We start from the raw sequence: 22,769 nt of genomic DNA, 5'->3' as shown, positions 1-22,769 counted from the left end.
GAACGCCCTAGTGGCGATTTAGTAATGGATTTTACGAATTTAGGCGAGAGTTATGTCTGAAGATAAGCCAAAGCAGGATCCGCGCCTGCTGGAACTTCGCGATCGCATCGATAGTCTCGACAGCGATATTGCGCGACTGATTTCCGAGCGTGCCAATTGCGCGTTGGAAGTTGCTGAAGTCAAAAAGAGTAACGGCGAGGAAGCGCTTTATTATCGTCCGGAGCGTGAAGCTCAGGTGTTGCGTCGCGCGATGCAGCGTAACGCGGGTCCGCTGACCGATGAAGAAATGGCGCGTCTGTTTCGCGAAATTATGTCGGCCTGTCTCGCGTTGGAAGAGCCTATTAAGGCTGCGTACCTGGGGCCTGAAGGTACCTTTACCCAGCAGGCTGCGCTCAAGCATTTTGGCCACTCCGCGGTATCCAAGCCATTGGCTGCGATTGATGAGGTGTTTCGCGAGGTGGAGGCCGGTGCCGTAAATTACGGTGTGGTTCCGGTAGAAAACTCCACCGAAGGCGTGGTGAACCATACCCTCGACAACTTTATGACCTCTAATCTGAAGATTTGCGGTGAGGTGGAGTTGCGCATTCATCAGCATCTAATGATTTCTGATATCACTCGCAAGGATTCCATTACCCGTATTTACTCGCACGCGCAGAGCCTGGCGCAGTGCCGCAAGTGGTTGGATTCCTACTATCCGAACGTGGAGCGCGTCGCGGTTGCCAGCAATGCAGAAGCGGCCAGGCGCGTAAAGGGTGAGTGGAACGCTGCTGCAATCGCCGGTGATATGGCGGCCGACATGTATGGTCTTAAGATTCTCAATGAAAAAATCGAGGATCGTCCGGATAACTCGACCCGGTTCCTGATCATCGGCTCTCAGGAAGTGCCGCCCAGCGGTGACGATAAAACGTCGCTGATGGTTTCCATGCGCAACGAGCCTGGTGCGCTGCACGATCTGCTGGTGCCTTTCCAGAACCACAATATTGACCTGACTCGGGTGGAAACCCGTCCTTCGCAAAGCGGTAACTGGACCTATGTGTTCTTTATCGATTTTGTCGGCCATTGCGACAGCGAAAATGTCGCTGCGGCGCTGAAGGATGTGGGTGCCTGCGCGTCCGACATGAAGGTGCTCGGCTCCTACCCGCGCGGAGTGCTGTAAATGTCGGCGATGGATGCTGCTGGACGGAAAGCCTCGGGCCAAATCGGCCGCTTGGTCGTCGTGGGTCTTGGGCTAATCGGTGGCAGTTTGGCGCTGGGCTTGAAAGCAGCCAGTGGTTGTCGTGAAGTTATCGGCGTTGCGCGTCGTCAGCAAACCTGCGAGCAGGCGGTTGCGCTGGGCGTGGTGGATCGTGCGGTTACCGAGATCGCCCAGGTGCTTCCCGAGCTGGAAGCCGGCGATGTGATTTTTGTCGCCGTACCCACACTTACCGTTGAGTCGGTGTTTGCACAGCTGAAAGATCAGCTACCTGCTGGCGTTACCGTCACCGATGGTGCCAGCGTGAAGGGTAGCGTCATTGCTGCAGCGAAAAATGTCTGGGGTGAGGTGCCGGAGTTTCTGGTGCCCGGTCACCCGATCGCGGGGTCTGAGCAAAGTGGCGTCACCGCCGCGCGTGACGATTTATACATTGCCCACCGGATTATTCTCACGCCGCTTGAAAATACTGCTTCTGAGCATGTCCGGCGTATTGAGCGCATGTGGCAGGCCGTCGGTGCGGAAGTGCTCAGTATGCCTGTTGGTGAGCACGATGAGGTACTTGCTGCGACCAGCCACCTGCCGCACGTGATTGCATTCGGTCTCGTGGATACTCTCGCGCACGATGCGGAAAACGAAAATATTTTTCGCTATGCCGCCGGCGGCTTTCGGGACTTCACCCGTATAGCCTCCAGTGACCCAGTGATGTGGCGTGACATTATGCTCGCCAATCGCGATGCAATTTTAAAATCCATCGATCTCTACACCTCCAATCTGGGTTCCTTGCGCAGTGCCATTGCCAGCGGCGACAGCGAACACCTGATGGGGGTTTTTACCCGGGCCAAGGCGGCGCGGGATCACTTTACAAAAATGCTGGCCAAAAAAGCGTATACGGAAACTATGGAAGCGAAGGAAGTAACTTTTGTCGCCCAGCCGGGCGGTGCGGTAAATGGTGATCTGCGGGTGCCGGGTGACAAGTCCATGTCACACCGCTCAATTATGCTGGGTTCCCTGGCAGAGGGTGTCACCGAAGTGGAGGGGTTCCTAGAGGGGGAGGATGCCTTGGCCACACTCCAGTCGTTCCGCGACATGGGAGTTGTCATTGAAGGGCCGGTAAATGGTCGCGTCACCATCCACGGTGTGGGCATGCACGGCCTGCAGGCGCCTCCTGGCCCGCTATATGTTGGCAACTCCGGAACCTCCATGCGATTGTTGGCGGGTCTGCTGGCAGGTCAGCAGTTTGACACTGTGTTGACCGGGGATAAGTCCTTGTCCAAGCGTCCTATGAATCGCGTAGCCAATCCTCTTCGTGAGATGGGTGCCGTTGTTGAGACCGGCGAAGAGGGGCGGCCGCCACTCAAGATTCGTGGTGGTAGTGCCTTGAAAGCCATTGATTACACTTTGCCGATGGCAAGTGCTCAGGTGAAGTCCTGCGTGCTGCTGGCGGGCCTGTATGCCGATGGTGAAACCAGTACCACTGAGCCGGCTCCTACCCGCGACCACACCGAACGTATGCTGTCCGGCTTCGGCTACGATGTGCGCCGCGACGGCCCGCGCGCGAGCCTGCAGGGTGGTGGCAAGTTGGCGGCCTGTCATATCGATGTGCCGGCAGATATCTCCTCCGCGACCTTCTTTATGGTGGCGGCGTCCATTGCCCCGGGATCCGATGTGCTGCTGCAGCATGTGGGCATCAATCCAACGCGCGATGGTGCCATCAACATCCTGCGTGCCATGGGTGCCGACATAACGCTGGAAAATACCCGCGAAGTGGGTGGTGAGCCGGTAGCGGATATTCGCGTACGCTACGCGCCATTAAAAGGCATCAAGATCCCCGAAGATCAGGTGCCTCTGGCCATTGATGAGTTCCCGGCGATTTTTGTGGCGGCATCCTGCGCCGAAGGTGAAACCGTATTGACTGGTGCGGAAGAGCTGCGGGTGAAGGAAAGTGACCGAATTCAGGCAATGGCCGACGGCCTCAAGATCCTGGGTGTGGATGCTGAGCCCACACCTGATGGCATCGTGATCCAGGGTAAAGGTGGTAGTGACCAGCCTGCCGTATTCGGTGGTGGAGAGGTAGATAGTCTGGGTGATCACCGTATTGCCATGTCTTTTGCGGTGGCCGCCTTGCGCGCTGGCGCGGACATCCGAATCAAGCATTGTGCCAATGTGGCGACATCCTTTCCCAATTTCGCCGAGTTGGCTCAGGGAGCAGGGATGAATCTGGAGGTGCGTTAAGCGCATCGGTCCTTTATATGGGGTGCGCAAAGCGCACCTCGACAATTTTTTCTGCCAACTGCAATACCAGCCAACTAAAGTAGTATCGAATTAGTGATGACTGATATGACCACCAACACTTCAACATCCACTGTACCCGCACCGGTTGTGACCATCGATGGCCCAAGTGGCTCGGGCAAGGGCACTATCGCCAAGTTACTGGCCGATAAGCTTGGCTTTTCCTTGTTGGACTCTGGTGCCTTGTACCGCCTGACGGCGTTGGCAGCACTGAATGCCGGCGCCGATCTGGAGGACGAGTCAGCGGTTGCCAGTATCGCGGCTAATCTGGATATCCGCTTTGCCATCGCCGGTGGCGAGGTGAGTGCGGTCCTGGCAGGTGAGGATGTCAGTCGCGATATCCGCATGGAACGGGTAAGTATGGCGGCGTCCAAAGTGGCGGCTTTGCCTGCGGTGCGCGATGCGTTGCTGCAGCGCCAGCGCGATTTCCGTGCGCTGCCTGGACTGGTGGCTGATGGGCGCGATATGGGTACAACGGTGTTTCCCGACGCGCCGGTCAAGGTGTTTCTGACCGCAAGTGCCGAAGAGCGTGCGCGCCGTCGTTTCGATCAGTTGCAGGGTAGGGGGGTTTCTGTTAGCCTCCGCGACCTGCTGGAGGACATCCGCGCCCGTGACGACCGGGATATGAACCGCGCAGCCTCCCCTTTAGCCCCTGCAGAAGATGCTGTGGTGCTGGATAGCACGGACATCGATATTGACGGTGTTCTGCAAAAAGTGCTCGAGCTGGTACAAAAAAACATCAGTTGAGCCAGACTGGAAACAGTTTTTTAGAATTTGATTTTTTTAACAGCAGCGGCCGGGGTCAGCCAGAATTGCCCGGCCGCTGTTGTAATCTAACCCGCGTACTGGCAGCGCGGCGGGGTCTGAGCTGAAGATTGACTACGTTTTACAGTCATCCACGGCCGGGCCTACCCAAATAGGTATGAGTAATGACCGAGAACTTTGCTGAGTTATTTGAAGAAAGCTTGAAGAGTGTTGAGATGGCGCCTGGCGCTATCGTGACCGGTATGGTTATCGACATCGATAAAGACTGGGTGACCGTTCACGCGGGCCTGAAGTCTGAAGGTGTGATTCCTGCAGAGCAGTTCAAAAACGAAAAAGGCGAAGTCGATCTGCAGATCGGCGACGAAGTACAGGTTGCCCTGGAAGCCGTAGAAGATGGCTTCGGTGAAACCCGTCTGTCCCGCGAAAAAGCCAAGCGCGCTGAAGCCTGGAAAATCCTCGACGCTGCACACGCTGCAGACGAAGTGGTTAAAGGTGTTATCAGCGGCAAGGTTAAAGGTGGCTTTACTGTTGACGTTGCCAATATCCGCGCGTTCCTGCCGGGTTCTCTGGTAGACGTTCGTCCGGTTCGCGATACCGCGCACCTGGAAGGCAAAGAGCTCGACTTCAAAGTGATCAAGCTGGACGCCAAGCGCAACAACGTTGTTGTTTCCCGTCGCGCCGTGATGGAAGCAGCCAACAGCGAAGAGCGTGAAGCACTGCTGGCCAGCCTGCAAGAAGGTATGGCGATCAAGGGTATCGTGAAGAACCTGACCGACTACGGTGCATTCGTAGACCTGGGTGGTATCGACGGCCTGCTGCACATCACCGATATGGCTTGGAAGCGCATCAAGCACCCGAGCGAGATCGTGAATGTTGGCGACGAAATCGAAGTAAAAGTACTGAAGTTCGACCGCGAGCGCAGCCGTGTATCCCTGGGCCTGAAGCAGCTGGGCGAAGATCCTTGGGTATCCATCAAGCAGCGTTACCCGGAGAACAGCCGCGTGAAGGCTGTGATCACCAACCTGACCGACTACGGCTGCTTCGCCGAGCTGGAAGAAGGTGTGGAAGGTCTGGTACACGTTTCCGAAATGGATTGGACCAACAAGAACATCCATCCGTCCAAAGTTGTCAACGTTGGCGACGAGGTAGAGGTGATGATTCTGGATATCGACGAAGAACGTCGTCGTATCTCCCTGGGTATCAAGCAGTGTCAGGAAAATCCGTGGGATGCCTTCGCGCGTAAATTCGCTAAAGGCGACAAGATCTCCGGTAAGATCAAGTCCATCACTGACTTCGGTATCTTCATCGGCCTGGACGGCAGCATCGACGGTCTGGTTCACTTGTCCGACATCTCTTGGAACGAAGCAGGCGAAGAAGCTGTTCGCAAGTTCAAGAAAGGTGACGAGCTGGAAACCGTTATCCTGGGTATCGACTCCGACCGCGAGCGTATCTCCCTGGGTATCAAGCAGCTGGAATCCGATCCGTTCTCTGATTATGTAACCACCAACGATCGCGGCAGCATCGTAATGGGTACCATCAAAGAAGTTGATGCCAAGCAGGCCATCATCACCCTGGCGGATGAAGTAGAAGGCGTTCTGCGCGCTTCTGAAATCAGCCGCGACAAGGTTGAAGATGCTCGCAATGCCCTGAAAGAAGGCGAAGAAGTTGAGACCAAGATCACCAGCGTGGATCGTAAGAACCGCGTGATCAGCCTCTCCATCAAAGCTAAGGATCAGGACGACGAGAAGCAGGCCATCAAGGATCACAGCAAGAAGCAGGCTGAACAAGTTCAGCCGGCGACTATCGGTGACCTGATCAAGGCCCAGATGAATAACAAGGACTAATAGTTCTTTGTTATTTGAGCTTCGCTCTCGATGAGTTGAAGCTATGCGAAAGCCGGACTGGGGTTGCCCAGTCCGGCTTTCTATTAGATGATTGCCGCTATTCCAGAATAATCAATGACTTAGAAAGGATTGCGGATAGCATGACCAAGTCTGAACTGATCGAAAAGATCGCTCTGAGGTTGGATCAGCTGCCGGTGAAGGATGTGGAGCTGGCGGTTAAAGTCATGCTGGACACGATGTCGAGTGTTCTGGCTGAAGGGGAGCGGATAGAGATTCGTGGTTTTGGCAGTTTTTCACTGCATTACCGTGCGCCGCGGACCGGGCGCAACCCCAAAACCGGTGACTCCGTCGAGCTGGCGGGGAAATATGTGCCTCACTTCAAACCGGGAAAAGAGCTCAGGGATAGAGTTAACCAGCAAATGCAGCGCGATACGCTAGAGAGTGCGTAATTGCCGAGCTGGGCACAGTGAACTAACACTGTAACGGAATTTAGATTTTCACACTTCTTCCGGAATCGGAGGTTCGTTTGTCATTTCTGCGCTGGATATCGCGTTTATTATTCGGGATATTGGCCCTGGTGTGCATTGCGCTGGGTGTCTATTTCGCCGTTGATAACCCCGAAAGTATTACCCCACGGTTTGCCGGCTACCCCTTGTTTGCGGGTAGTGTTGGCTTCTGGTTGATTGGTTTCCTACTGATCGGCGCATTATTGGGCTTTTTGGCCAGTTTGCTGCCATATTGGACCGAACGCCACCGGGTTAAGGCGCTGGAGCGCCAACTGCTGCGCACCGAGCGCGAATTACACACCGTGCGCCGCCAGGTTGCTGGAGACTAAATTGAGCGACCTGACGTTTTTCATTTTCATTTTTGCGGCCATCGGTATTGGATGGTACCTGGGGCGTAAAAGTGGCAAAAAGAAAGGCGCCAAGAATCGGCAGCACAAGGCCCTGGCGCAATCCTACGCTCAGGGGCTGAATTACCTGCTCAGCGAGCGTCACGATGATGCCATCGAAAAGTTTATCGATGGTCTCGAAGTGAGTAGCGCCACCTTCGAAACCCATCTGGCTCTCGGCAACCTCCTGCGCCGGCGTGGCGAGCACGACCAGGCCATCCGGGTGCATCAAAATCTACTGGCCCGCCCCAGCCTTAACCGCATCAGCCAGCAGAAGGCGCAGTTGGAGCTGGCGCGAGATTATATTGCTGCCGGTTGGCTGGATAGGGCTGAGCGATTGCTTCAGGAGCTCGTGGAGACCTCGTCGGAGCTGCGCAGTACCAGCTTGGAATACCTGATTGAGGTGTATCGAGACGAGCGTGAGTGGGCCAAAGGAATTCACGCGGTCAATCTGTTACATGGCCGCCGCTTCAAGCGCTTGCCCAGCGAGTGGGCTCCGATTCAGGCCCACTTTTGTTGCGAATTGGCGGAAGAGGCCATAAACGCGAAAGATTATCTGAGTGCACGCAAGCACATTGATGCGGCGCTTGGTTATGATCGTCACTCTGTTCGTGCAAACCTGCTGCTGGGTCGCCTGGAGCATATTCTGGGGCGTCCACGGGAGGCTATTCGGGTCCTGGAGCGTGTTCCCAAGCAGAACCCCGATTACATTCCTGAAATTCTCGAGTTACTGATTACCTGTTACGAAGCGATTGGCGATGAGCGCGGTCTCGAGCACTATCTGGAAGGGTTGCAGAAGGAGCACCCCTCCAACAGTGTGCTCATTGCGTTGACCGATCGTATTCACCAGCAGCAGAGTGAGTCGGAGGCCGCTGCCTATATGGGTAAGCAGCTGGCAATGCGGCCTTCGCTGCGGGGGCTCGGTCACTTTCTCAATCTACATATCGATAGTGCGGAAGGGCGTGCGCGGGACAACTTGTTTCTGCTGAAGAGCCTGATCGATCAATTGATCGCAAGCAGGCCTCACTATCGTTGCAATAACTGCGGTTTCTCCGGCAATCAATTGCACTGGTTATGCCCCAGCTGCAAGCGTTGGGATACCGTCCGTTCGGTAAAAGGAATTGAAGGCGAGTAACTTCCGTTGCTGCCCTTCGTTCATCATCACATTCAAGCACCGAGGTGTTCTTTGACTGATTCTGTTTCTTCTCCTGTCATCGTGGCATTGGATTACGATAATGCGGAAGATGCCCTGGCGATGGCTGGGCGGCTCGATCCTGCGACCTGCCGGGTCAAAGTGGGTAAAGAGCTTTTTACGATTGCCGGTCCAGATTTGGTGCGCAAACTGGTAGCCAGTGGTTTTGAGGTTTTTCTTGACCTCAAATTTCATGATATTCCCAATACGGTTGCCGCTGCGGTCCGTGCCGCGGCCAATCTCGGCGTCTGGATGGTAAATGTCCACGCATCCGGGGGTGAACGCATGATGCGGGCGGCTCGTGAAGCACTGGAGCCTCTCGGTGCAAAGCGTCCGCTGCTGATTGGAGTAACGGTGCTTACCAGCACGGCCGAGGAAGAGCTGGCGCCGGTAGGGGTAACGCGAGAGCTAAATGAGCAAGTGGTTGCCCTGGCAAAGCTTGCCAAAGAGAGTGGTCTGGATGGTGTGGTATGTTCCGCGCGCGAGGCGAATGCGCTCAAGGCGGAATGTGGCAGAGACTTTGCGCTGGTGACCCCCGGGATCCGTCCTGCAGGTTCTGCGGCAGACGATCAGCGCCGAATCGTGACACCAGTTGATGCTGTTAAGGGTGGTTCTGATTATCTGGTGATTGGTCGGCCCATTACCGGTGCTGAAAACCCTGCTGAGGCGCTGGGTGCAATTGTCGAGGATTTGCGTCAAGCACAGAATTAACACGGTTGTGCAGGGTAGGTGACGAGGCGTATGCAGCTGTAATGGCGTGTAATCGCTTTATAGTCAAAAGCTGCGTAATTATTTGGTAAAGTCACTGCGCCTGTGGAGTTTGTTGGTCCCACGGATTGAAGACCAAGACACGCTGACGAATGCCTGCATGGATAGGGCGCTCGTCATCAGCGTATTAACGACTGTAAAAAAGGATTTTGTCATGAAGTTGTTTCGTATACCCGCCGTCGTGCTGATCGCCATTACTTTGACGCTGAGTGCGTTGCCTTCTTTTGCTGCGGAAGAGGCAGTAGTGAAGGAAGTGAAAATGGTGAGTCTGAATACGGCCACTGCGGAAGAGTTGGCCGATGCTCTGGATGGTGTCGGTGTGACCCGAGCGGAATTAATTATTCAGTATCGGGAAGAGAACGGCAGTTTTTCCAGCGTGGAAGAGCTGCTGGAAATCAAGGGTATCGGAGTTGCCACGCTGGAGAAGAATAAGGATCGGATCCAGCTATAAGTGACCGAGAAGTACAGCGCCTGAGGGCGCTGTCTTTTTTTCTGCTTAAGAGACGTTGTAAAAATGCGCTGGGTGATTGTTGGGAGTTCGGGGTATATCGGTTCGGCACTGAGTCGCTATTTATTGGCGGCCGGTGATACCGTGATTTCCGTTTCTCGCCGCTCCGAAGGGCCTGCAGGGACCATTCATCACCAGGTGGAGACGCTAAGCCTAAAAGACTGTGCGGGTTTATTTTTGGCGGGCGATAGAGTCATTTATGCTGCCGGTATCGCTTCTGCCGGGGAGTGTCGACGGCGGCCAGACATGGCTGAATCGGTAAATTGTCATTTCCCTGCCGAGCTGCTGGACGCTGCGGCCGTCGCACAAGCCGACTCATTTTTATATCTGTCCAGTGTAAAAGCAGTTACGCCACCAAATGGTCAGCTGGCGCGCGAAAACGACGGGCAGCCGGCCACTGATGCTTACGGCGGAAGCAAATGGAGCGCGGAGCAAAAAATGCTTGCGTCACCGGCGAAAATTCGTGTCAACGTTTTGCGCCCTGCCGCCGTTTATGGTGAGTACCAAGGCGGACGTGATGCCGACTTGGTTGGTACGAGTCCGGTTGCAAAGAAGAGGGCAATGGCCTGGCGACAAAAATTTCGATTGTGGGGGCGCATTATTCCGCGGGTGCCCGCTACGGGCTTTCGTAGCTTCGTGGCGCTGGATGACCTGCTTGCCGCTATTCGACTGATTGTTGAATCGGATTGTGATCGCGAGGTGTTTATTGCCGCTGAGCCGCAGTATTGCGACCTAAGTTTAATTGGCTCTGCGGCCAGCGGCCGTATCATGAAGAACAGCTACTTTTTGACCGCACTGCTGGGTGTGGTGATTCGGTCGCTTTCGGCGTCGGGAGTTAAGACAGGTTTGCTTGAAGTAGGGCGGAGTGAGCTTTATAGTTCGGCCAGATTAAGAACCACGCTGAATTGGCGGCCGTTACGGCGCTATCGTCAATTTCTGCAAGCGGTAAATGAGGGCAGTTGATGGGTGTGGTTTCAGAGCAGTGGGTGTCGCTGTTCGTTTCCTGTGCGGTTGCAGGCGCGGTAGCGCTGCTAGTGCTGCGTATTCTGCTTTCGCGATTGCGTGAATTCGCACTGGATACACCAAATCACCGTTCTTTGCATGAGACACCGGTCCCTAGAACTGGTGGCTGGGCGTTGCTGGGTGGTGTATCCGCCGGCTTTCTGGTTAGTGGTGCATCGATTTCTCTTGGCACTTTTTTTGCTTTTTTTCTGTTGCTGAGTATTTCATTCGCGGATGATTTGCGCCCTCTGAGTGCTCGCTTGCGATTTTTTGTTCAAATTCTATCCGTCTGTATCCTGTTGTACGGAATACTTCCTGTATTTCCAGGTGGGCTTGCCTGGCTATTGTGGCCCGTTTTGGTGCTGTCGGGTGTTTGGGTCGTCAATCTGTACAACTTTATGGATGGCATGGATGGTTTTGCCGGGAGTATGACTGCCATAGGTTTTACGGCGTTGGCAGTGATTTGTTTCTGGCGCGGCGCTGAAGACCTGGGGAGCATCTGCCTGCTGGTGGTGATCAGTAGTGTGGTTTTTTTGCACTACAATTGGCCGCAGGCGCAAATTTTTCTGGGGGACGCTGGTTCGACAGTACTTGGGCTGGCGGTATTTGGGGTCAGCATGGTGGGTTGGCAGCAGGGTGTTTGGGGGCTGCTGGTTCCGTTGCTGATATTCCTGCCGTTTTGGCTGGACGCGACGATTACGCTGCTGGTCCGGGTCTTCCGTGGGGAGCGCTGGTGGGAAGCGCACCGTCAGCACCTGTACCAGCGACTAGCGCTAAAGTATGGGGTTAAGACGTCGTTACGAATTGAGCTGGCCGTGATGGTTAGCACGTCTCTTGCCGCGTTACTGCTGGTAAAATCGGGTATGGCATAAGAGCCCGCCGTGGCTATCGACAGGCTTTCGAGTCGGTAGGACATTTTAGTTGTATATAAAAAAGGAAGGATCCTTAGGATCCGTTACGGATATCTTTTGGGGGCCAGGTGAATAGCTTTTACAAAGCTGCACAAAAAAACTACAAGCCAGTTTTAATGCTCAGCTATGACCTGCTGATGCTCACGGCTGCGTTTTTAATGGCGATGACAATTCGCTTTAATGGCGCGAGTTTGGTTACCGAGCCTGCCATGGCGCTCTGCCTTGGTATGACCCTTGTTTCCAGCAGCTTTATTTTCCTTCGCCTAGGTCTCTATCGCACGGTTATCCGTTATATGGGGCAGCAGGCGATCGTCGCTGTCCTGCAAGGCGTTACCGCATCTGCCGTGGTGCTCGCGGTAGCGTCCTACCTCACCTATGCCGGGGTGCCTCGTTCGGTCCCGGTTATTTACTGGTGTTTCGCGCTGATTACCGTTGGTGGGTCCCGCTGGCTGGTGCGACTCTACTATCAAATGGCCTTGGAGATTCACAAGACGCGGGTGGCAATCTACGGTGCTGGTACTGCCGGTTTGCAGCTCTACAAGGGCCTGATTCACGGTGAAATGTACAAAACCGTGGCCTTTTTTGATGACAATGCCTCCAAGCAAAACACCTTGATTGACGGTGTTTTGGTCTACAGTCCAGCCAATATTCATGAAGTAATCGCTGAGCGCGATATCTCTGAAATCCTCCTGGCAATGCCCGGAGTGCCCAAGCGCCGTCGTCGGGAAATTACCCGCAGTCTGCGTGAGCGCGGCATCGTGGTGAAAGTCATTCCGGGTATGGAAGAGTTGGTTGATAGTGCAGGCCGGGTGTCTGATGTTTCCCAAATCTATGAAAACATCCTCGGTCGTGCCCCGGTAGAGCCGCAGAAAGAGCTTGTCTCTGAGTCGATCTCCGGCAAGGTGGTGCTGGTGACTGGTGCTGGCGGCTCCATCGGCTCGGAGTTGTGCCGCCAGATAGTGCAATGGGCGCCGGCCAAGCTGATCATGCTGGAATCCTCCGAGTTCTCCCTATATCAGATCGAGCGGGAGTTGCGGCAACAGCAGCAGGATGAAGACCTGCAGGTCGAAGTGACGGCGCTGTTAGGGGATGTTCGCAACCGGATTCGTGTTGGCGAAATTATTGATTCATTCAAAGTGCAAACCATTTACCACGCGGCGGCTTACAAGCATGTTCCTCTGGTTGAGCAGAATGTGGCGGTCGGTGCGGAAAACAATGTATTGGGCACGCTTTCAGTGCTCGAGGCGGCGGAAGCCTATGGGGTGGAGCAGTTCGTTCTGGTATCCACCGATAAGGCGGTGCGGCCGACCAACGTGATGGGGGCAACCAAGCGGCTGGCGGAGCTGATCTGTCAGGACTTTGGTCGTCGATTTGGCCGAACCCGGGTGTGTATGGTGCGTTTTGGTAATGTACTTGGCTCTTCAGGGTCGGTTATTCCTCTTTTCTCAGACCAGATCAATGCCGGTGGCCCGGTCACCGTTACTCATCCGAAGGTTACCCGCTTCTTTATGACCATTCCCGAAGCCGCGCAATTGGTGCTCCAGGCGGGCAGCATGGGACGCAAGGGTGAGGTGTTTGTGTTGGATATGGGTGAGCCGGTGCGCATTCTCGATATCGCGCGACGTCTGATCCAGATCATGGGGCATACTGTGCGTGATGAAGCGAATCCGGATGGGGATATTGAGATTCAGATTACCGGTTTACGTCCTGGCGAAAAGCTGTACGAAGAGCTTTTGCTGGGTGATAAGGTGGCCGGTACTGATCATCCGATGATTATGCGTGCCGAAGAGGAGCGTTTACCGAGTGAAGAGTTGCAGGTGTATCTGTCGGAGTTGAAAGACGCCTGCGCGCGCCAGGACTGTGCTGAAGTTCATCGCTTGCTGGTGGATTCGGTGAAGGACTACGCCCCCAAGCAGCAGCTGATCGATACTGTCTGGTCTCAGTTGGCTGCGAGTGAGGAGGCGGTACGCAAGCCTGAGGTTGCAGAGGTACGTCGTTTACCGACTGCATGAGGCTTGGTTTGCGAGGCGCAAGTGCTGCCTGCTTGCTGGCAGTCAGAGTGCATTTCGTGCTTGCAGGCTAGAGCTTTGAAGTCTGAAAAGTGCAGGCAATAAAAAACCCCGCTACCTGAAAAGGCGCGGGGTTTTTTATTTGGCTCCGCCTGCTGGGCTCGAACCAGCGACCCAATGATTAACAGTCATTTGCTCTACCAACTGAGCTAAGGCGGAATAGTGGGGTGAGGCGCTTCTCTCTGAAGCAACTCGAATAGAGCAATGCTCTAAATAAAAACCCCGTAGCCATTCCGGGCTCCGGGGTTTTTGAATTTGGCTCCGCCTGCTGGGCTCGAACCAGCGACCCAATGATTAACAGTCATTTGCTCTACCAACTGAGCTAAGGCGGAACTGTATCTGATCGGCGGCTTGGTTACCGTCTCGGTCAGATGGCGCGTATCTTATAGAGCACCCCAGAACAGGTCAACCCCTTTATCCAAAAATAACTCTTTGATTTTTCAGTGTTTATTTTCTCGCCGTCACGGGAGTAGTTAGACGGCATTTGTCCCTTGGTGGCGTACGCGCCTACAATTTCCCACTTCACGTGGTGTTTGTGATGCGGGAAGATGTCGTCGAAATTGATTGGTGAGAAGTCTATGGAACCTCGTCCGTTTGAAGTGGCCAGCAAGTACGAGCCGGCCGGTGACCAGCCAGCCGCGATTGAGTCTCTGGTTGAGGGAGTAGGGGATGGTCTTGCTCATCAGACGCTACTCGGGGTGACCGGTTCTGGTAAAACATTCACGATGGCCAACGTGATTGCGCGCTTGCAGCGACCCGCAATCGTCATGGCGCACAACAAGACGCTGGCAGCGCAGCTCTACGGCGAGTTGAAGGAGTTCTTCCCGCGCAACGCGGTGGAGTATTTTGTCTCCTATTACGATTACTACCAGCCAGAAGCCTATGTTCCGTCCTCGGATACCTTTATCGAGAAAGACGCCTCGGTCAACGAGCATATTGAGCAGATGCGGTTGTCTGCGACCAAGGCTCTGATTGAGCGCAAAGACGTCATTGTTGTGGCAACGGTATCTGCCATTTACGGTCTCGGTGACCCGGATAAATACCTCAAAATGGTACTGCACCTGGATCGCGGTGATATTGTCGACCAGCGAACCATTTTGCGTAGGCTGGCGGAGCTCCAGTACACCCGTAATGATGCCGATTTCCGACGTGCCACCTATCGGGTACGCGGGGATATTATTGATATCTATCCTGCTGACTCCGATTTGGAGGCGGTAAGGCTTTCTTTGTTCGACGAAGAAATCGAAGAAATTACCCTGTTTGACCCGCTTACTGGCGAGGTGCTGAGCAAAGTGCCGCGCATCACGATATTCCCCAAGTCCCACTATGTGACCCCCCGGGAAACCATAGTCAGCGCGATCGACCAGATCAAAGACGAGCTCAAGGGGCGTCTCAAGCAGCTGCGGGATAACAGCAAGTTGCTGGAAGCGCAGCGACTTGAGCAGCGCACCAAGTACGATCTGGAAATGATGCAGGAGCTCGGTTACTGCAACGGCGTCGAGAACTATTCGCGCTACCTCTCGGGGCGCGACGCGGGGCAGCCGCCGCCCACGTTATTTGACTATCTGCCTCACGATTCCTTGTTGTTTATCGATGAGAGCCACGTAACGGTGCCACAAATTGGCGGTATGTACCGCGGCGACCGTTCGCGCAAGGAGACTCTGGTGGAATACGGTTTCCGGTTACCTTCCGCGCTGGATAACCGTCCGCTTAAATTCGAGGAGTGGGAGCATCTTTCACCGCAGACCATTTTTGTATCGGCCACGCCGGGCAAATACGAAGCGGAGCATGCAGGTGCGGTAGTGGAGCAGGTGGTGCGGCCTACAGGTTTGGTCGACCCGGAGGTGGAGGTGCGCCCGGCGGCGACCCAGGTGGATGACACACTCTCGGAGATTCGCCGATGTGTCGATAAAGATCAGCGTGTGCTGATTACTGTACTTACCAAGCGCATGGCTGAGGACCTTACCGAGTACCTGCAAGATAACGGAGTACGGGTGCGTTATTTGCACTCCGATATCGACACGGTGGAGCGGGTGGAAATTATTCGCGACCTGCGTATTGGTGAATTCGACGTGCTGGTGGGAATTAACCTCCTGCGCGAGGGGCTGGATATGCCAGAGGTTGCTCTGGTGTCCATTTTTGATGCGGATAAGGAAGGGTTCTTGCGTTCCGATCGTTCACTTATCCAGACGATCGGCCGTGCGGCCCGCAACTTGGAAGGGCGGGCCATTCTGTATGCGGATAAGGTGACTGATTCCATGCGTCGTGCACTGGATGAAACCCGGCGTAGGCGTGACAAGCAGTTAGCGCACAACGCCGAGCACGGTATTACCCCCAAAGGTATTCGCAAAAGTGTTGCGGATATTCTCGAGGGCGCGGTGGCGCCGGGTGTGCCGGCGCGCGGGCGCCGCAAAGTGGCTGAGAAGGGGGCGGATTACAAGGCCGATCAGAAGCCCCTTACGGACCAGCAGCGCTGGGCCCGTATCGAAGAGCTGGAAGAGCAGATGTATAACCATGCTAAAAATCTGGAATTTGAAGCGGCCGCCAAGCTGCGTGACGAAATTAGCAAGTTAAAAGATGGTGCCTAATCGAGCTTGCGGGCCGCGTGACAGGTTAAAAAAGGGGGGTAATGAGCCCCCTTTTTTGTTTGATTTTCTTGGTGATAGCTTCGTGGTGAATGAAAGCGGATATCTGTTTTGCAGAGAATGGCAGATCCAGTTGAAGCGCCTCCCGGTTACTTAGCGCTTTTTTCTAAGCAGGCTCAGGCTGCCAATAATAATCGCCATACCGACAAGGTGATAGGCTCCAAATGGCTCACCTAGAATCCATGCGGCAGTGAATAGAGTAAATACTGGGCCAATACTGCTAATGGCTCCAGTCCTGGTTGAGCCGATGTGTTCAATGGCTGCATTCAGCAGTAATGTTGGCAGTACGGTGCATACGAACGCCACGGTAAGCGCATAGGCATATACCGGCCAGGGTTGGAGCAATCGACTGAAATCCCCCTGGATTGAAAAATGCCCCATGATTGCGACACTGGCCGCCAGCATGGCCAGCGCGGTAAATTGCTGGCTGCCAAGCCGGCGAATGATGCCCTCACTAAATGTTACGTAGGTAGCGAAGCACAATGCGCTGGCAAAGGCGAGAAGAGCCCCCCAGCTAAGAGGGGTAACTGGTACCCAAGCCGGGACCGGCGTGCCCGTACTGAAGCCCTGATCTTGCCAGTAAATCATAAAGATTCCGCAGTAAGCGCCGGCCACACAGATAATTTCGCGCTTACTGGGCCGTCGGCCAAGAAAAAGAAATCCAAGCAGCAGAACGAGCGTAGGGTACAAGTAGAGAACCAAACGAGCAAAATTTGCACTGATGTAGCGCAGGCCCTGTAGGTCTAGGTAGCTGGCTAAATAGTAGCTGCATACACCCAGTGCGATAACCTTTACCCAGTCATTTCCGGACATGGGGGTCCAGTTTTTACTGGAGGCAATATAGATTGCAATGGCCAAATAAAAAGGTAGAGCAAACACCATGCGCAGCAAGATAAACGTTTCGACATCGACACCGTAGCGATAGGCAAGCTTTACAAAAATGGCTTTGAGGGCAAAAAGAGCGGCGGCTCCCAGCGCCATTAAAAGACCCGCTGATATCCCTTGGGTTGACTGCTGGTTTGATTGGATCACCACGTGTCCCGTGCAAATGAACTGATGATTGGCTCCTGGACCCCGCCGGGAATACCGGGGGTACTGTTGTCGCGTATTACTCTCGTCTTATTGATGTCAGGCGATACTTGCCTGGCATTATCTGAATAGAGGTAGTATCGGTTTGGGCGATAGAATTAATTGTGTGCAATATACAAAATAATTATATAAAAGAAAGTCTTAATGTTACTGTTTGCTTGCTATGCCGCGAAAGGCGGATATCTGCGGATAATCAAATAAATTTTTTGTTTTAGCTCAATCTCTGGATTGAGCTATGGCGCTGTAATAATGATTAAAGTCTCAGAGTTGCGTCGGGAATACGGTAGTGGTGATGCTCAGGTGGTGGCACTGCAATCGGTATCCCTTGAAATTGCGGAGAACGAGTTCGTTGCCATTATGGGGGCTTCGGGCTCTGGCAAGTCCACCCTGATGAATATCCTTGGCTGTCTGGATCAGCAGACGTCCGGGGAATACTGGCTGGATGGGCAGGCCGTAGGCAGTTACGACGATGCGGCACTATCGCGTATCCGTAATCGCAATATTGGCTTCATCTTTCAGACCTTCCATCTCCTGCCACGCCTCTCAGCTTTACGAAATGTGATGTTGCCCTTGCGCTATAGCGATATTTCCGAGCGCGAAGCGGAATCTCGGGCACGTACCATGTTGGACCGTGTGGGTTTGGGCCACCGGTTGGATCACAAGCCATTCGAAATGTCAGGGGGGCAACGCCAGCGGGTGGCGATTGCTCGGGCTCTGGTCAATCGTCCAAAAGTGATCTTTGGCGATGAGCCCACCGGTAATCTGGATACGCGTACTTCCGAGGAAATCCTGATCCTGCTTAAAGAATTGCACAGTGAAGGTCAGACCATTGTCATGGTTACGCACGAGCCGGAGATTGCCGAGCATGCGCAGAGAACCATTCGTATGAGTGATGGGCTGGTAGTCGAGGACTCACTATGCGCACAGTAAGCTTATTGCTTGGTCTGGTGGTGACTCCGGTAGTTATCCCGAAAGTGGTAGCCGAACCGCTTCTGCTCAGTGGGGAGGTTAGGGCAGAAGACAAGCAGCATTTTGTCGCGCCAATGACAGATGACTGGCGAGTGGAACTACAGTGGTTGATGCCTGAAGGTCAGATTGCGGAGCCGGGTGAAATTGTGGCGGTTTTCGACGGTTCTGCGATTCAGGGCAAGATTGATGCTGAGGAGGTGGCGCTCAAGAGGGCGCGGGAGACCTTGCAGCAACAGGAAACTCAGCAAGCGGAACTGGTCTTGCAGAGTGAATATGCCCTCAAACGCGAAGCGCTTTTACTCAAGAAAGCCGCTATTGATGCCGCAATTCCGCCGCAGTTTCTGAGCGCGTATGAATATGAATCCTTTCAGGTCGCTAAAAAAGACGCTGAGTCCAAAGTTTCCAAAGCGAAGGATGCTTTGGAGCAGGCGCGTCTAACCCGCGACGTAACATTGCGCAAGCAGACAATTGCCATTGACCGCTCATTGGAAAACCTTGCATTCGAGGAAGAGCGGTTGGCGTCTATGAGTGTGCGCGCAGAGCGTGCGGGCCCGGTCTTGTATGGTAAACATCCATGGACTGGAGAAAGGGTGTTTGTGGGCATGAGTGCGCAGCCCACCTGGCTAATTGCCGAAATTCCCTCACTGAACGATCTCTATATAGAAGCCTGGCTCCATGAGGTAGATGTTGATCGTGCGAAAGTAGGGCAGGAGGCAATCCTTACATTTGACTCGCGGCTGGACTTACGCCTGCCTGCCAAACTCGACTACATTGCGACCCAGCCTCAGAAGCGAGCCGAGTGGGGTGTCGGGCTGTATTACCGTGTCAAATTTTCATTACTGGAACAAATAGAATTGGAGTTACTGCCGGGTATGGGCGCGCGTGTTGAGCTGCTGGAGGATGCTGGTAAATGAAAAGTTTCCCTTTTCTCCGCTGCGGCGTGATGTCGATGCTACTAATTTCGCTACTCCTTACGGCGTGTTCTGACCCGCAGAGAGCAGCTACGAAGGATGCCAGCCGGCCAGGACTTTCTATTACTGGTGAGCTAGAAGCAGAAAACCACGTAAAAATCGCGCCACCGAGTATTTCCCGTATGTGGAACTACAGCATCAAACAGTTGGTTCCTGAAAATACCCATGTGAAAAAAGGGGATTTGATTGTCGCCTTCGATGATAAGCCGGTGCGGGATCGCTTGATCGAAAAAAAGTCTGAATTGGCCCAAGCTCGTAGCGAACTAAAAAATACGGTCCGCAAGGTTGAGCAGACGGCAAAAGATGACGTGCTCGCCATAGAGGAGAAACGGGCAGAATTTGATAAGGCGGAGCGGCGCGCGGCGATTATTGACCAGTCGCTGTCCAAGAATGAGCGGATGAAGTCGGCAATTGACTTTGAAATAGCCACTAATGACTTGGCATTGGTCCGGGAACTGGCTGACTTGCACAAAAAGTCTGGCAAGTTGGAGGTATCGCTGGCAGAGCGCAAGGTAGATACCCTATTTGCTGAAGTAGATTTGCTGCAAAAACAGGTCGATCGGCTAAAAGTCCATGCGCCAATAGGGGGCTTGGTGCAGTACATTCCCAATTGGCAGGGGGAGAAACCCTCCCAGGGCGAGTCGGTCCGTTTTGGGCAGCCCGTGGTGTTGTTGTCAGACTTAAGCCGGATGCAGCTGCGGGCCCAGGCAGATGAGGTGGACCGCAGCAGCCTCGCTTTGGGTGCGCCCGTGGATGTGGTGGTAGATAGCGCGCAAGGCAAGACGTTGACTGGCAAAATTGCCGAGCTCGGGCGGGTTGTGCGGGATCGATCCAACAACGACCGCAGGCGAGTTATAGACCTGCTGGTTGCGATTGATAGTAGCGAAGAACTCAGTCTCAAGCCTGGTATGACTGCCACGCTTAACTTGGCCGGAGTTACCCGGGAGTTGTCTCTGGGGGCGGGAGGCAACGAATGACCGTATTTCACATGCGCAAGCGACTTTTCGGGCCAGCGCTCATTTTTCTGACCCTCGGCGTCTTGTCAGGATGTTCGGAGGCGAACAGACAGCCGTTGCTGCATACCGTTCAAGCTACCACGAGCGCTGCTTTTGTTCCCGCGCATGGAGAGCTGGAAGCTCGGTCAGCGGCTTCCATTCAGGCCCCTCAGGGGCGTCGCCCCAAGTTCATTGCATGGATGCAGCCCGAATATACTCGCGTATCCAAGGGAGACGTCATCCTGCGCTTCGACGGCGCCAGTATGGAGCGGGAGCGCAGTCGCAGCGCCGGAGACTTGAATGTAGCGCGGGAAGATCTGCGTGAGAAGCGCGGCGCACTGGACAGTGAAGAAATGGAAATATTCCTGGATATTTCCCAGGTCGGCACGGAAAAGGAGTTTGCCGAGAAGTTTGCGGTTCAGGATGACCTGCTCAAATCGCGTCTGGAGATTTTGGACGATGCGCTGGATGCGCAGTATCTTGATTCCAAGCTTGGCTACCTCGGCTGGAAAAATGAGCGCTTTACAACCCGCGCGGGCGGTGAGTTGGACGTGCTTTCGGTACAGGAAAGCAAACACAGCAAAAAAATTGAGCGCCTGGATCAGGATCTGGCCAAGCTTGAGGTGGTTGCTCCTCACGACGGCTTGCTGGTGTATGAAGCGAACTGGCGGGGGGAGAAACCCCGCGTTGGCTCCCAGATCTGGCCGGGGAGAAAGGTAGGAGACTTGCCGGATGTGAGTGTTATGCAGGCGCGGCTATATGTGTTGGACCGTGAAGCCACAGGTCTCGCCGAGGGACAGTTTGTCGAGGTTTGGGTAGAGACCATGCCCGAGCGCCGTTTGCCGGCGAAGGTTACGAGTGTGAGTCCGGCGCCGCGTTCCATCGAGCGGGGTAATCCGCAAAAATATTATGAGTTGGTAGCGGAATTCGATCAGCAATACCCCGATATCTTCAAGCTCGGGCGCGGGTTGCGAGCAGAGGTGCGTATCCGCGAAGAAGCGCTGCGCGTGATCATTCCCCTACAAAGTGTTTTTCATCGTCCGGAAGGCGCCTATGTGTTCGTGTGGCAGGGCGACACGTTTGTCGAGCGTGAAGTGTCGCTTGGCGATGCCACGCCCACCCATATTGAGGTGGTCGATGGGCTGGAAGCTGGTGAGGCTATCTCTCTTTATGAAGTTTCTGGCCTACTTGGGGGTGTGAGTGCTCCGGGAGGGCGTGATTGATGAGTTTGCTCGAGAAGCTACATGGGGTAATACCCGATGGTTGGCGGCCGATAATGCTGACATTTGCCGATGCGTTGTCGGAATTGAGTCAGCACAAATTACGCACTCTGCTGACATTGCTCGGGATGATTTTTGGTGTGGGTGCCGTCATAGCGATGTTGAATATCGGTAAGGGCGCCGAGCGCGAAGCCTTGCGTATGATCGAAACCATGGGGCTCAACAACCTGATTGTACAGGGCGCAGATGTGCCGGATGACGAGCTGTACGAGCAGCGCAAACAGTCCTCTGGTTTAAGTCTGCGTGATGGCGAAGCCGCAGTGAGCACCTTTGATTTTGTCTCGGCCTTTGCCGCACAGAAAAGCTTACCCACCTACAGTGTGTTTAGTGCTCACGGCAAGAGTGATGCGTCCGCCAGTGGCGTCAGCGGCGACTATTTTGCTTTGTCACCCTTTAAGTTGAACGCTGGCCGGTTGCTCGGGCCCGAGGATGAATCGACGCTTGCGCAGGTGGCGGTGCTTGGGGAGTCCGTTGCTGGGCAGTTGTTTCCTGAGTATTCCGCGCTCGGTGAAATGGTTAAAGTAAACCATCTCTGGTTTCGGGTAGTGGGTGTGCTGGATTCCCCGTTTGTCGATGGTGCGGAATTTGAAGGGGTAAAACTCGGTACCGAGCAAAACCAGATCTTTATTCCGCTTTCTACAGCTGATCAGCGTTTTGCCCGTGAGACCCTCGCCCCCGAGCTCAGCGAGTTGAAATTCCGCTTGGTGCCCGGAACGGATGCGCGGGAAGCCGCGCGGGCCCTGACGCACCTGATGGAGCGCCGCCACAACAGTGTGGAGGATTACTCTGTGGTTGTGCCGGCTGCCTTGATGGCCCAAAAAATGGAGACCCAGGCCATCTTCAATATTGTCATGTCGTGTGTTGCCGGTATTTCATTGCTGGTAGGTGGCATCGGTATCATGAACATCATGCTGGCGACGGTACTGGAGCGGACCAAAGAGATCGGATTGCTACGGGCGATTGGTGCCACCGAGCGGGACATTCGTATTCAGTACATGGTTGAGAGCTTCACCATCGCGATTCTTGGTGGCTTGCTCGGCATTGTGTTTGGCGTATTACTTTCGGAGGTGATTGCCCTGTATGCCGGCTGGCCGGTGTCCTGGTCTATTGGCGCAATCGTACTGTCGTTTACGGTTTGTGCCTTGGTGGGGCTTGTGTTTGGCGTCTATCCGGCAATCAAGGCATCCCAGCTTAATCCGATCGACGCCCTGCAAAGTGATTGAGGCTCCACATGGTAATTTCGCTCTTATTCACTGTGGTGCGAAAGGCGCAATTTTCCACTCGCTTCGTCGCTGGGTTAGATCCGAATATCGATTCGTGAACAAATTCAAATGGATGAATTGCCTCACCTATCGGGTGTAGGTATAAACGGCTTCGAGAAAACAATA

General features: G+C 54.3%; 19 protein-coding genes and 2 tRNA genes. 18 read left to right on the top strand and 3 right to left on the bottom strand.

What is annotated here, in order from left to right:
• The first annotated feature begins 52 nt into the window (after positions 1 to 52).
• The 12 genes from pheA (at position 53) to KUV22_RS04475 (ending at position 13,375) form a co-directional block, all read left to right on the top strand.
• Complete coding sequence (gene pheA / locus KUV22_RS04530; protein ID WP_222228861.1) at positions 53 to 1,156, top strand: prephenate dehydratase; 1,104 nt, start codon at positions 53 to 55, stop codon at positions 1,154 to 1,156.
• The gene (locus tag KUV22_RS04525) at positions 1,157 to 3,424 is read left to right on the top strand and encodes a bifunctional prephenate dehydrogenase/3-phosphoshikimate 1-carboxyvinyltransferase (protein ID WP_222228859.1); all 2,268 of its coding nucleotides are present in this window, start codon (positions 1,157 to 1,159) and stop codon (positions 3,422 to 3,424) included. It begins immediately after the preceding gene.
• 96 nt (positions 3,425 to 3,520) lie between these two features.
• Positions 3,521 to 4,228: a (d)CMP kinase gene (cmk, locus tag KUV22_RS04520; protein ID WP_222228857.1), complete on the top strand. Its 708-nt coding sequence runs from the start codon at positions 3,521 to 3,523 to the stop codon at positions 4,226 to 4,228.
• A 182-nt stretch (positions 4,229 to 4,410) separates the two neighbouring features.
• A complete protein-coding gene (gene rpsA / locus KUV22_RS04515) occupies positions 4,411 to 6,090 on the top strand; it encodes a 30S ribosomal protein S1 (RefSeq protein ID WP_077404278.1) in 1,680 nt (559 codons plus the stop codon).
• A 140-nt stretch (positions 6,091 to 6,230) separates the two neighbouring features.
• Positions 6,231 to 6,539: an integration host factor subunit beta gene (ihfB, locus tag KUV22_RS04510; RefSeq protein ID WP_010131404.1), complete on the top strand. Its 309-nt coding sequence runs from the start codon at positions 6,231 to 6,233 to the stop codon at positions 6,537 to 6,539.
• 77 nt (positions 6,540 to 6,616) lie between these two features.
• Positions 6,617 to 6,925, top strand: coding sequence for a LapA family protein (locus KUV22_RS04505; RefSeq protein WP_224916962.1), 309 nt, complete (start codon positions 6,617 to 6,619; stop codon positions 6,923 to 6,925).
• A 1-nt stretch (position 6,926) separates the two neighbouring features.
• Complete coding sequence (lapB, locus tag KUV22_RS04500) at positions 6,927 to 8,117, top strand: lipopolysaccharide assembly protein LapB (RefSeq protein WP_222228855.1); 1,191 nt, start codon at positions 6,927 to 6,929, stop codon at positions 8,115 to 8,117.
• Between the two features lie 51 nt (positions 8,118 to 8,168).
• Positions 8,169 to 8,885: an orotidine-5'-phosphate decarboxylase gene (pyrF, locus tag KUV22_RS04495; RefSeq protein WP_222228853.1), complete on the top strand. Its 717-nt coding sequence runs from the start codon at positions 8,169 to 8,171 to the stop codon at positions 8,883 to 8,885.
• A 211-nt stretch (positions 8,886 to 9,096) separates the two neighbouring features.
• A complete protein-coding gene (locus KUV22_RS17300) occupies positions 9,097 to 9,393 on the top strand; it encodes a ComEA family DNA-binding protein (RefSeq protein WP_261319170.1) in 297 nt (98 codons plus the stop codon).
• Between the two features lie 63 nt (positions 9,394 to 9,456).
• Positions 9,457 to 10,413 (top strand): NAD-dependent epimerase/dehydratase family protein, encoded by a 957-nt coding sequence (locus KUV22_RS04485; RefSeq protein ID WP_222228851.1) that lies wholly within the window; start codon positions 9,457 to 9,459, stop codon positions 10,411 to 10,413.
• 71 nt (positions 10,414 to 10,484) lie between these two features.
• Positions 10,485 to 11,324 (top strand): MraY family glycosyltransferase, encoded by an 840-nt coding sequence (locus KUV22_RS04480; RefSeq protein ID WP_222228848.1) that lies wholly within the window; start codon positions 10,485 to 10,487, stop codon positions 11,322 to 11,324.
• A 107-nt stretch (positions 11,325 to 11,431) separates the two neighbouring features.
• Complete coding sequence (locus KUV22_RS04475) at positions 11,432 to 13,375, top strand: polysaccharide biosynthesis protein (RefSeq protein WP_222228846.1); 1,944 nt, start codon at positions 11,432 to 11,434, stop codon at positions 13,373 to 13,375.
• A gap of 140 nt (positions 13,376 to 13,515) precedes the next feature.
• Here KUV22_RS04475 and KUV22_RS04470 read toward each other — a convergent pair.
• Positions 13,516 to 13,591, bottom strand: a tRNA-Asn gene (locus KUV22_RS04470).
• 97 nt (positions 13,592 to 13,688) lie between these two features.
• Positions 13,689 to 13,764: transfer RNA gene (locus KUV22_RS04465), tRNA-Asn, on the bottom strand.
• Between the two features lie 216 nt (positions 13,765 to 13,980).
• Between KUV22_RS04465 and uvrB the strand changes: the two genes are divergently transcribed.
• Positions 13,981 to 16,020, top strand: coding sequence for an excinuclease ABC subunit UvrB (gene uvrB / locus KUV22_RS04460; RefSeq protein WP_315857501.1), 2,040 nt, complete (start codon positions 13,981 to 13,983; stop codon positions 16,018 to 16,020).
• Between the two features lie 150 nt (positions 16,021 to 16,170).
• Here uvrB and KUV22_RS04455 read toward each other — a convergent pair whose 3' ends face one another.
• Entirely contained in the window at positions 16,171 to 17,109 is a 939-nt protein-coding gene (locus KUV22_RS04455; RefSeq protein ID WP_222228844.1) for a DMT family transporter, read from the bottom strand.
• A 306-nt stretch (positions 17,110 to 17,415) separates the two neighbouring features.
• Between KUV22_RS04455 and KUV22_RS04450 the strand changes: the two genes are divergently transcribed.
• From KUV22_RS04450 to KUV22_RS04430, 5 genes are read left to right on the top strand one after another with little or no spacing between them, the layout of a single operon-like run.
• Positions 17,416 to 18,096 carry an ABC transporter ATP-binding protein gene (locus tag KUV22_RS04450; RefSeq protein WP_222228842.1) on the top strand — a complete coding sequence of 227 codons (681 nt, stop codon included), beginning with the start codon at positions 17,416 to 17,418 and terminating at the stop codon, positions 18,094 to 18,096.
• On the top strand, positions 18,084 to 19,049 hold the full coding sequence (locus KUV22_RS04445; RefSeq protein WP_222228840.1) for an HlyD family secretion protein: 966 nt from the start codon (positions 18,084 to 18,086) through the stop codon (positions 19,047 to 19,049). The genes KUV22_RS04450 and KUV22_RS04445 overlap by 13 nt, the downstream gene beginning before the upstream one ends.
• On the top strand, positions 19,046 to 20,083 hold the full coding sequence (locus KUV22_RS04440) for an HlyD family secretion protein (protein WP_222228838.1): 1,038 nt from the start codon (positions 19,046 to 19,048) through the stop codon (positions 20,081 to 20,083). The genes KUV22_RS04445 and KUV22_RS04440 overlap by 4 nt, the downstream gene beginning before the upstream one ends.
• Positions 20,080 to 21,324, top strand: a complete 1,245-nt coding sequence (locus tag KUV22_RS04435) for an efflux RND transporter periplasmic adaptor subunit (protein WP_222228836.1) — start codon at positions 20,080 to 20,082, stop codon at positions 21,322 to 21,324. Before KUV22_RS04440 ends, KUV22_RS04435 begins: the two co-directional genes overlap by 4 nt.
• Positions 21,324 to 22,604 carry an ABC transporter permease gene (locus KUV22_RS04430; protein ID WP_261319169.1) on the top strand — a complete coding sequence of 427 codons (1,281 nt, stop codon included), beginning with the start codon at positions 21,324 to 21,326 and terminating at the stop codon, positions 22,602 to 22,604. Before KUV22_RS04435 ends, KUV22_RS04430 begins: the two co-directional genes overlap by 1 nt.
• Positions 22,605 to 22,769: the final 165 nt, after the last annotated feature.

The organism is Microbulbifer agarilyticus (genome assembly GCF_019800665.1).
GTDB classification, from domain to species: Bacteria; Pseudomonadota; Gammaproteobacteria; order Pseudomonadales; family Cellvibrionaceae; genus Microbulbifer; species Microbulbifer agarilyticus_C.
Note: the sequence above shows the minus strand (reverse complement) of the source record. Positions and strands in the feature narration are given on the sequence as shown.

Excerpts from the sequence above, each read along its gene's own strand:
- KUV22_RS04440 (WP_222228838.1), top strand. The coding sequence starts at position 19,046 with ATGAAAAGTTTCCCTTTTCTCCGCTGCGGCGTGATGTCGATGCTACTA.
- KUV22_RS04525 (WP_222228859.1), top strand. The coding sequence starts at position 1,157 with ATGTCGGCGATGGATGCTGCTGGACGGAAAGCCTCGGGCCAAATCGGC.
- rpsA (WP_077404278.1), top strand. The coding sequence starts at position 4,411 with ATGACCGAGAACTTTGCTGAGTTATTTGAAGAAAGCTTGAAGAGTGTT.
- ihfB (WP_010131404.1), top strand. The coding sequence starts at position 6,231 with ATGACCAAGTCTGAACTGATCGAAAAGATCGCTCTGAGGTTGGATCAG.
- KUV22_RS04430 (WP_261319169.1), top strand. The coding sequence starts at position 21,324 with ATGAGTTTGCTCGAGAAGCTACATGGGGTAATACCCGATGGTTGGCGG.
- KUV22_RS17300 (WP_261319170.1), top strand. The coding sequence starts at position 9,097 with ATGAAGTTGTTTCGTATACCCGCCGTCGTGCTGATCGCCATTACTTTG.
- KUV22_RS04485 (WP_222228851.1), top strand. The coding sequence starts at position 9,457 with ATGCGCTGGGTGATTGTTGGGAGTTCGGGGTATATCGGTTCGGCACTG.
- uvrB (WP_315857501.1), top strand. The coding sequence starts at position 13,981 with ATGTCGTCGAAATTGATTGGTGAGAAGTCTATGGAACCTCGTCCGTTT.
- cmk (WP_222228857.1), top strand. The coding sequence starts at position 3,521 with ATGACTGATATGACCACCAACACTTCAACATCCACTGTACCCGCACCG.
- pheA (WP_222228861.1), top strand. The coding sequence starts at position 53 with ATGTCTGAAGATAAGCCAAAGCAGGATCCGCGCCTGCTGGAACTTCGC.
- KUV22_RS04435 (WP_222228836.1), top strand. The coding sequence starts at position 20,080 with ATGACCGTATTTCACATGCGCAAGCGACTTTTCGGGCCAGCGCTCATT.
- KUV22_RS04450 (WP_222228842.1), top strand. The coding sequence starts at position 17,416 with ATGATTAAAGTCTCAGAGTTGCGTCGGGAATACGGTAGTGGTGATGCT.
- KUV22_RS04445 (WP_222228840.1), top strand. The coding sequence starts at position 18,084 with ATGCGCACAGTAAGCTTATTGCTTGGTCTGGTGGTGACTCCGGTAGTT.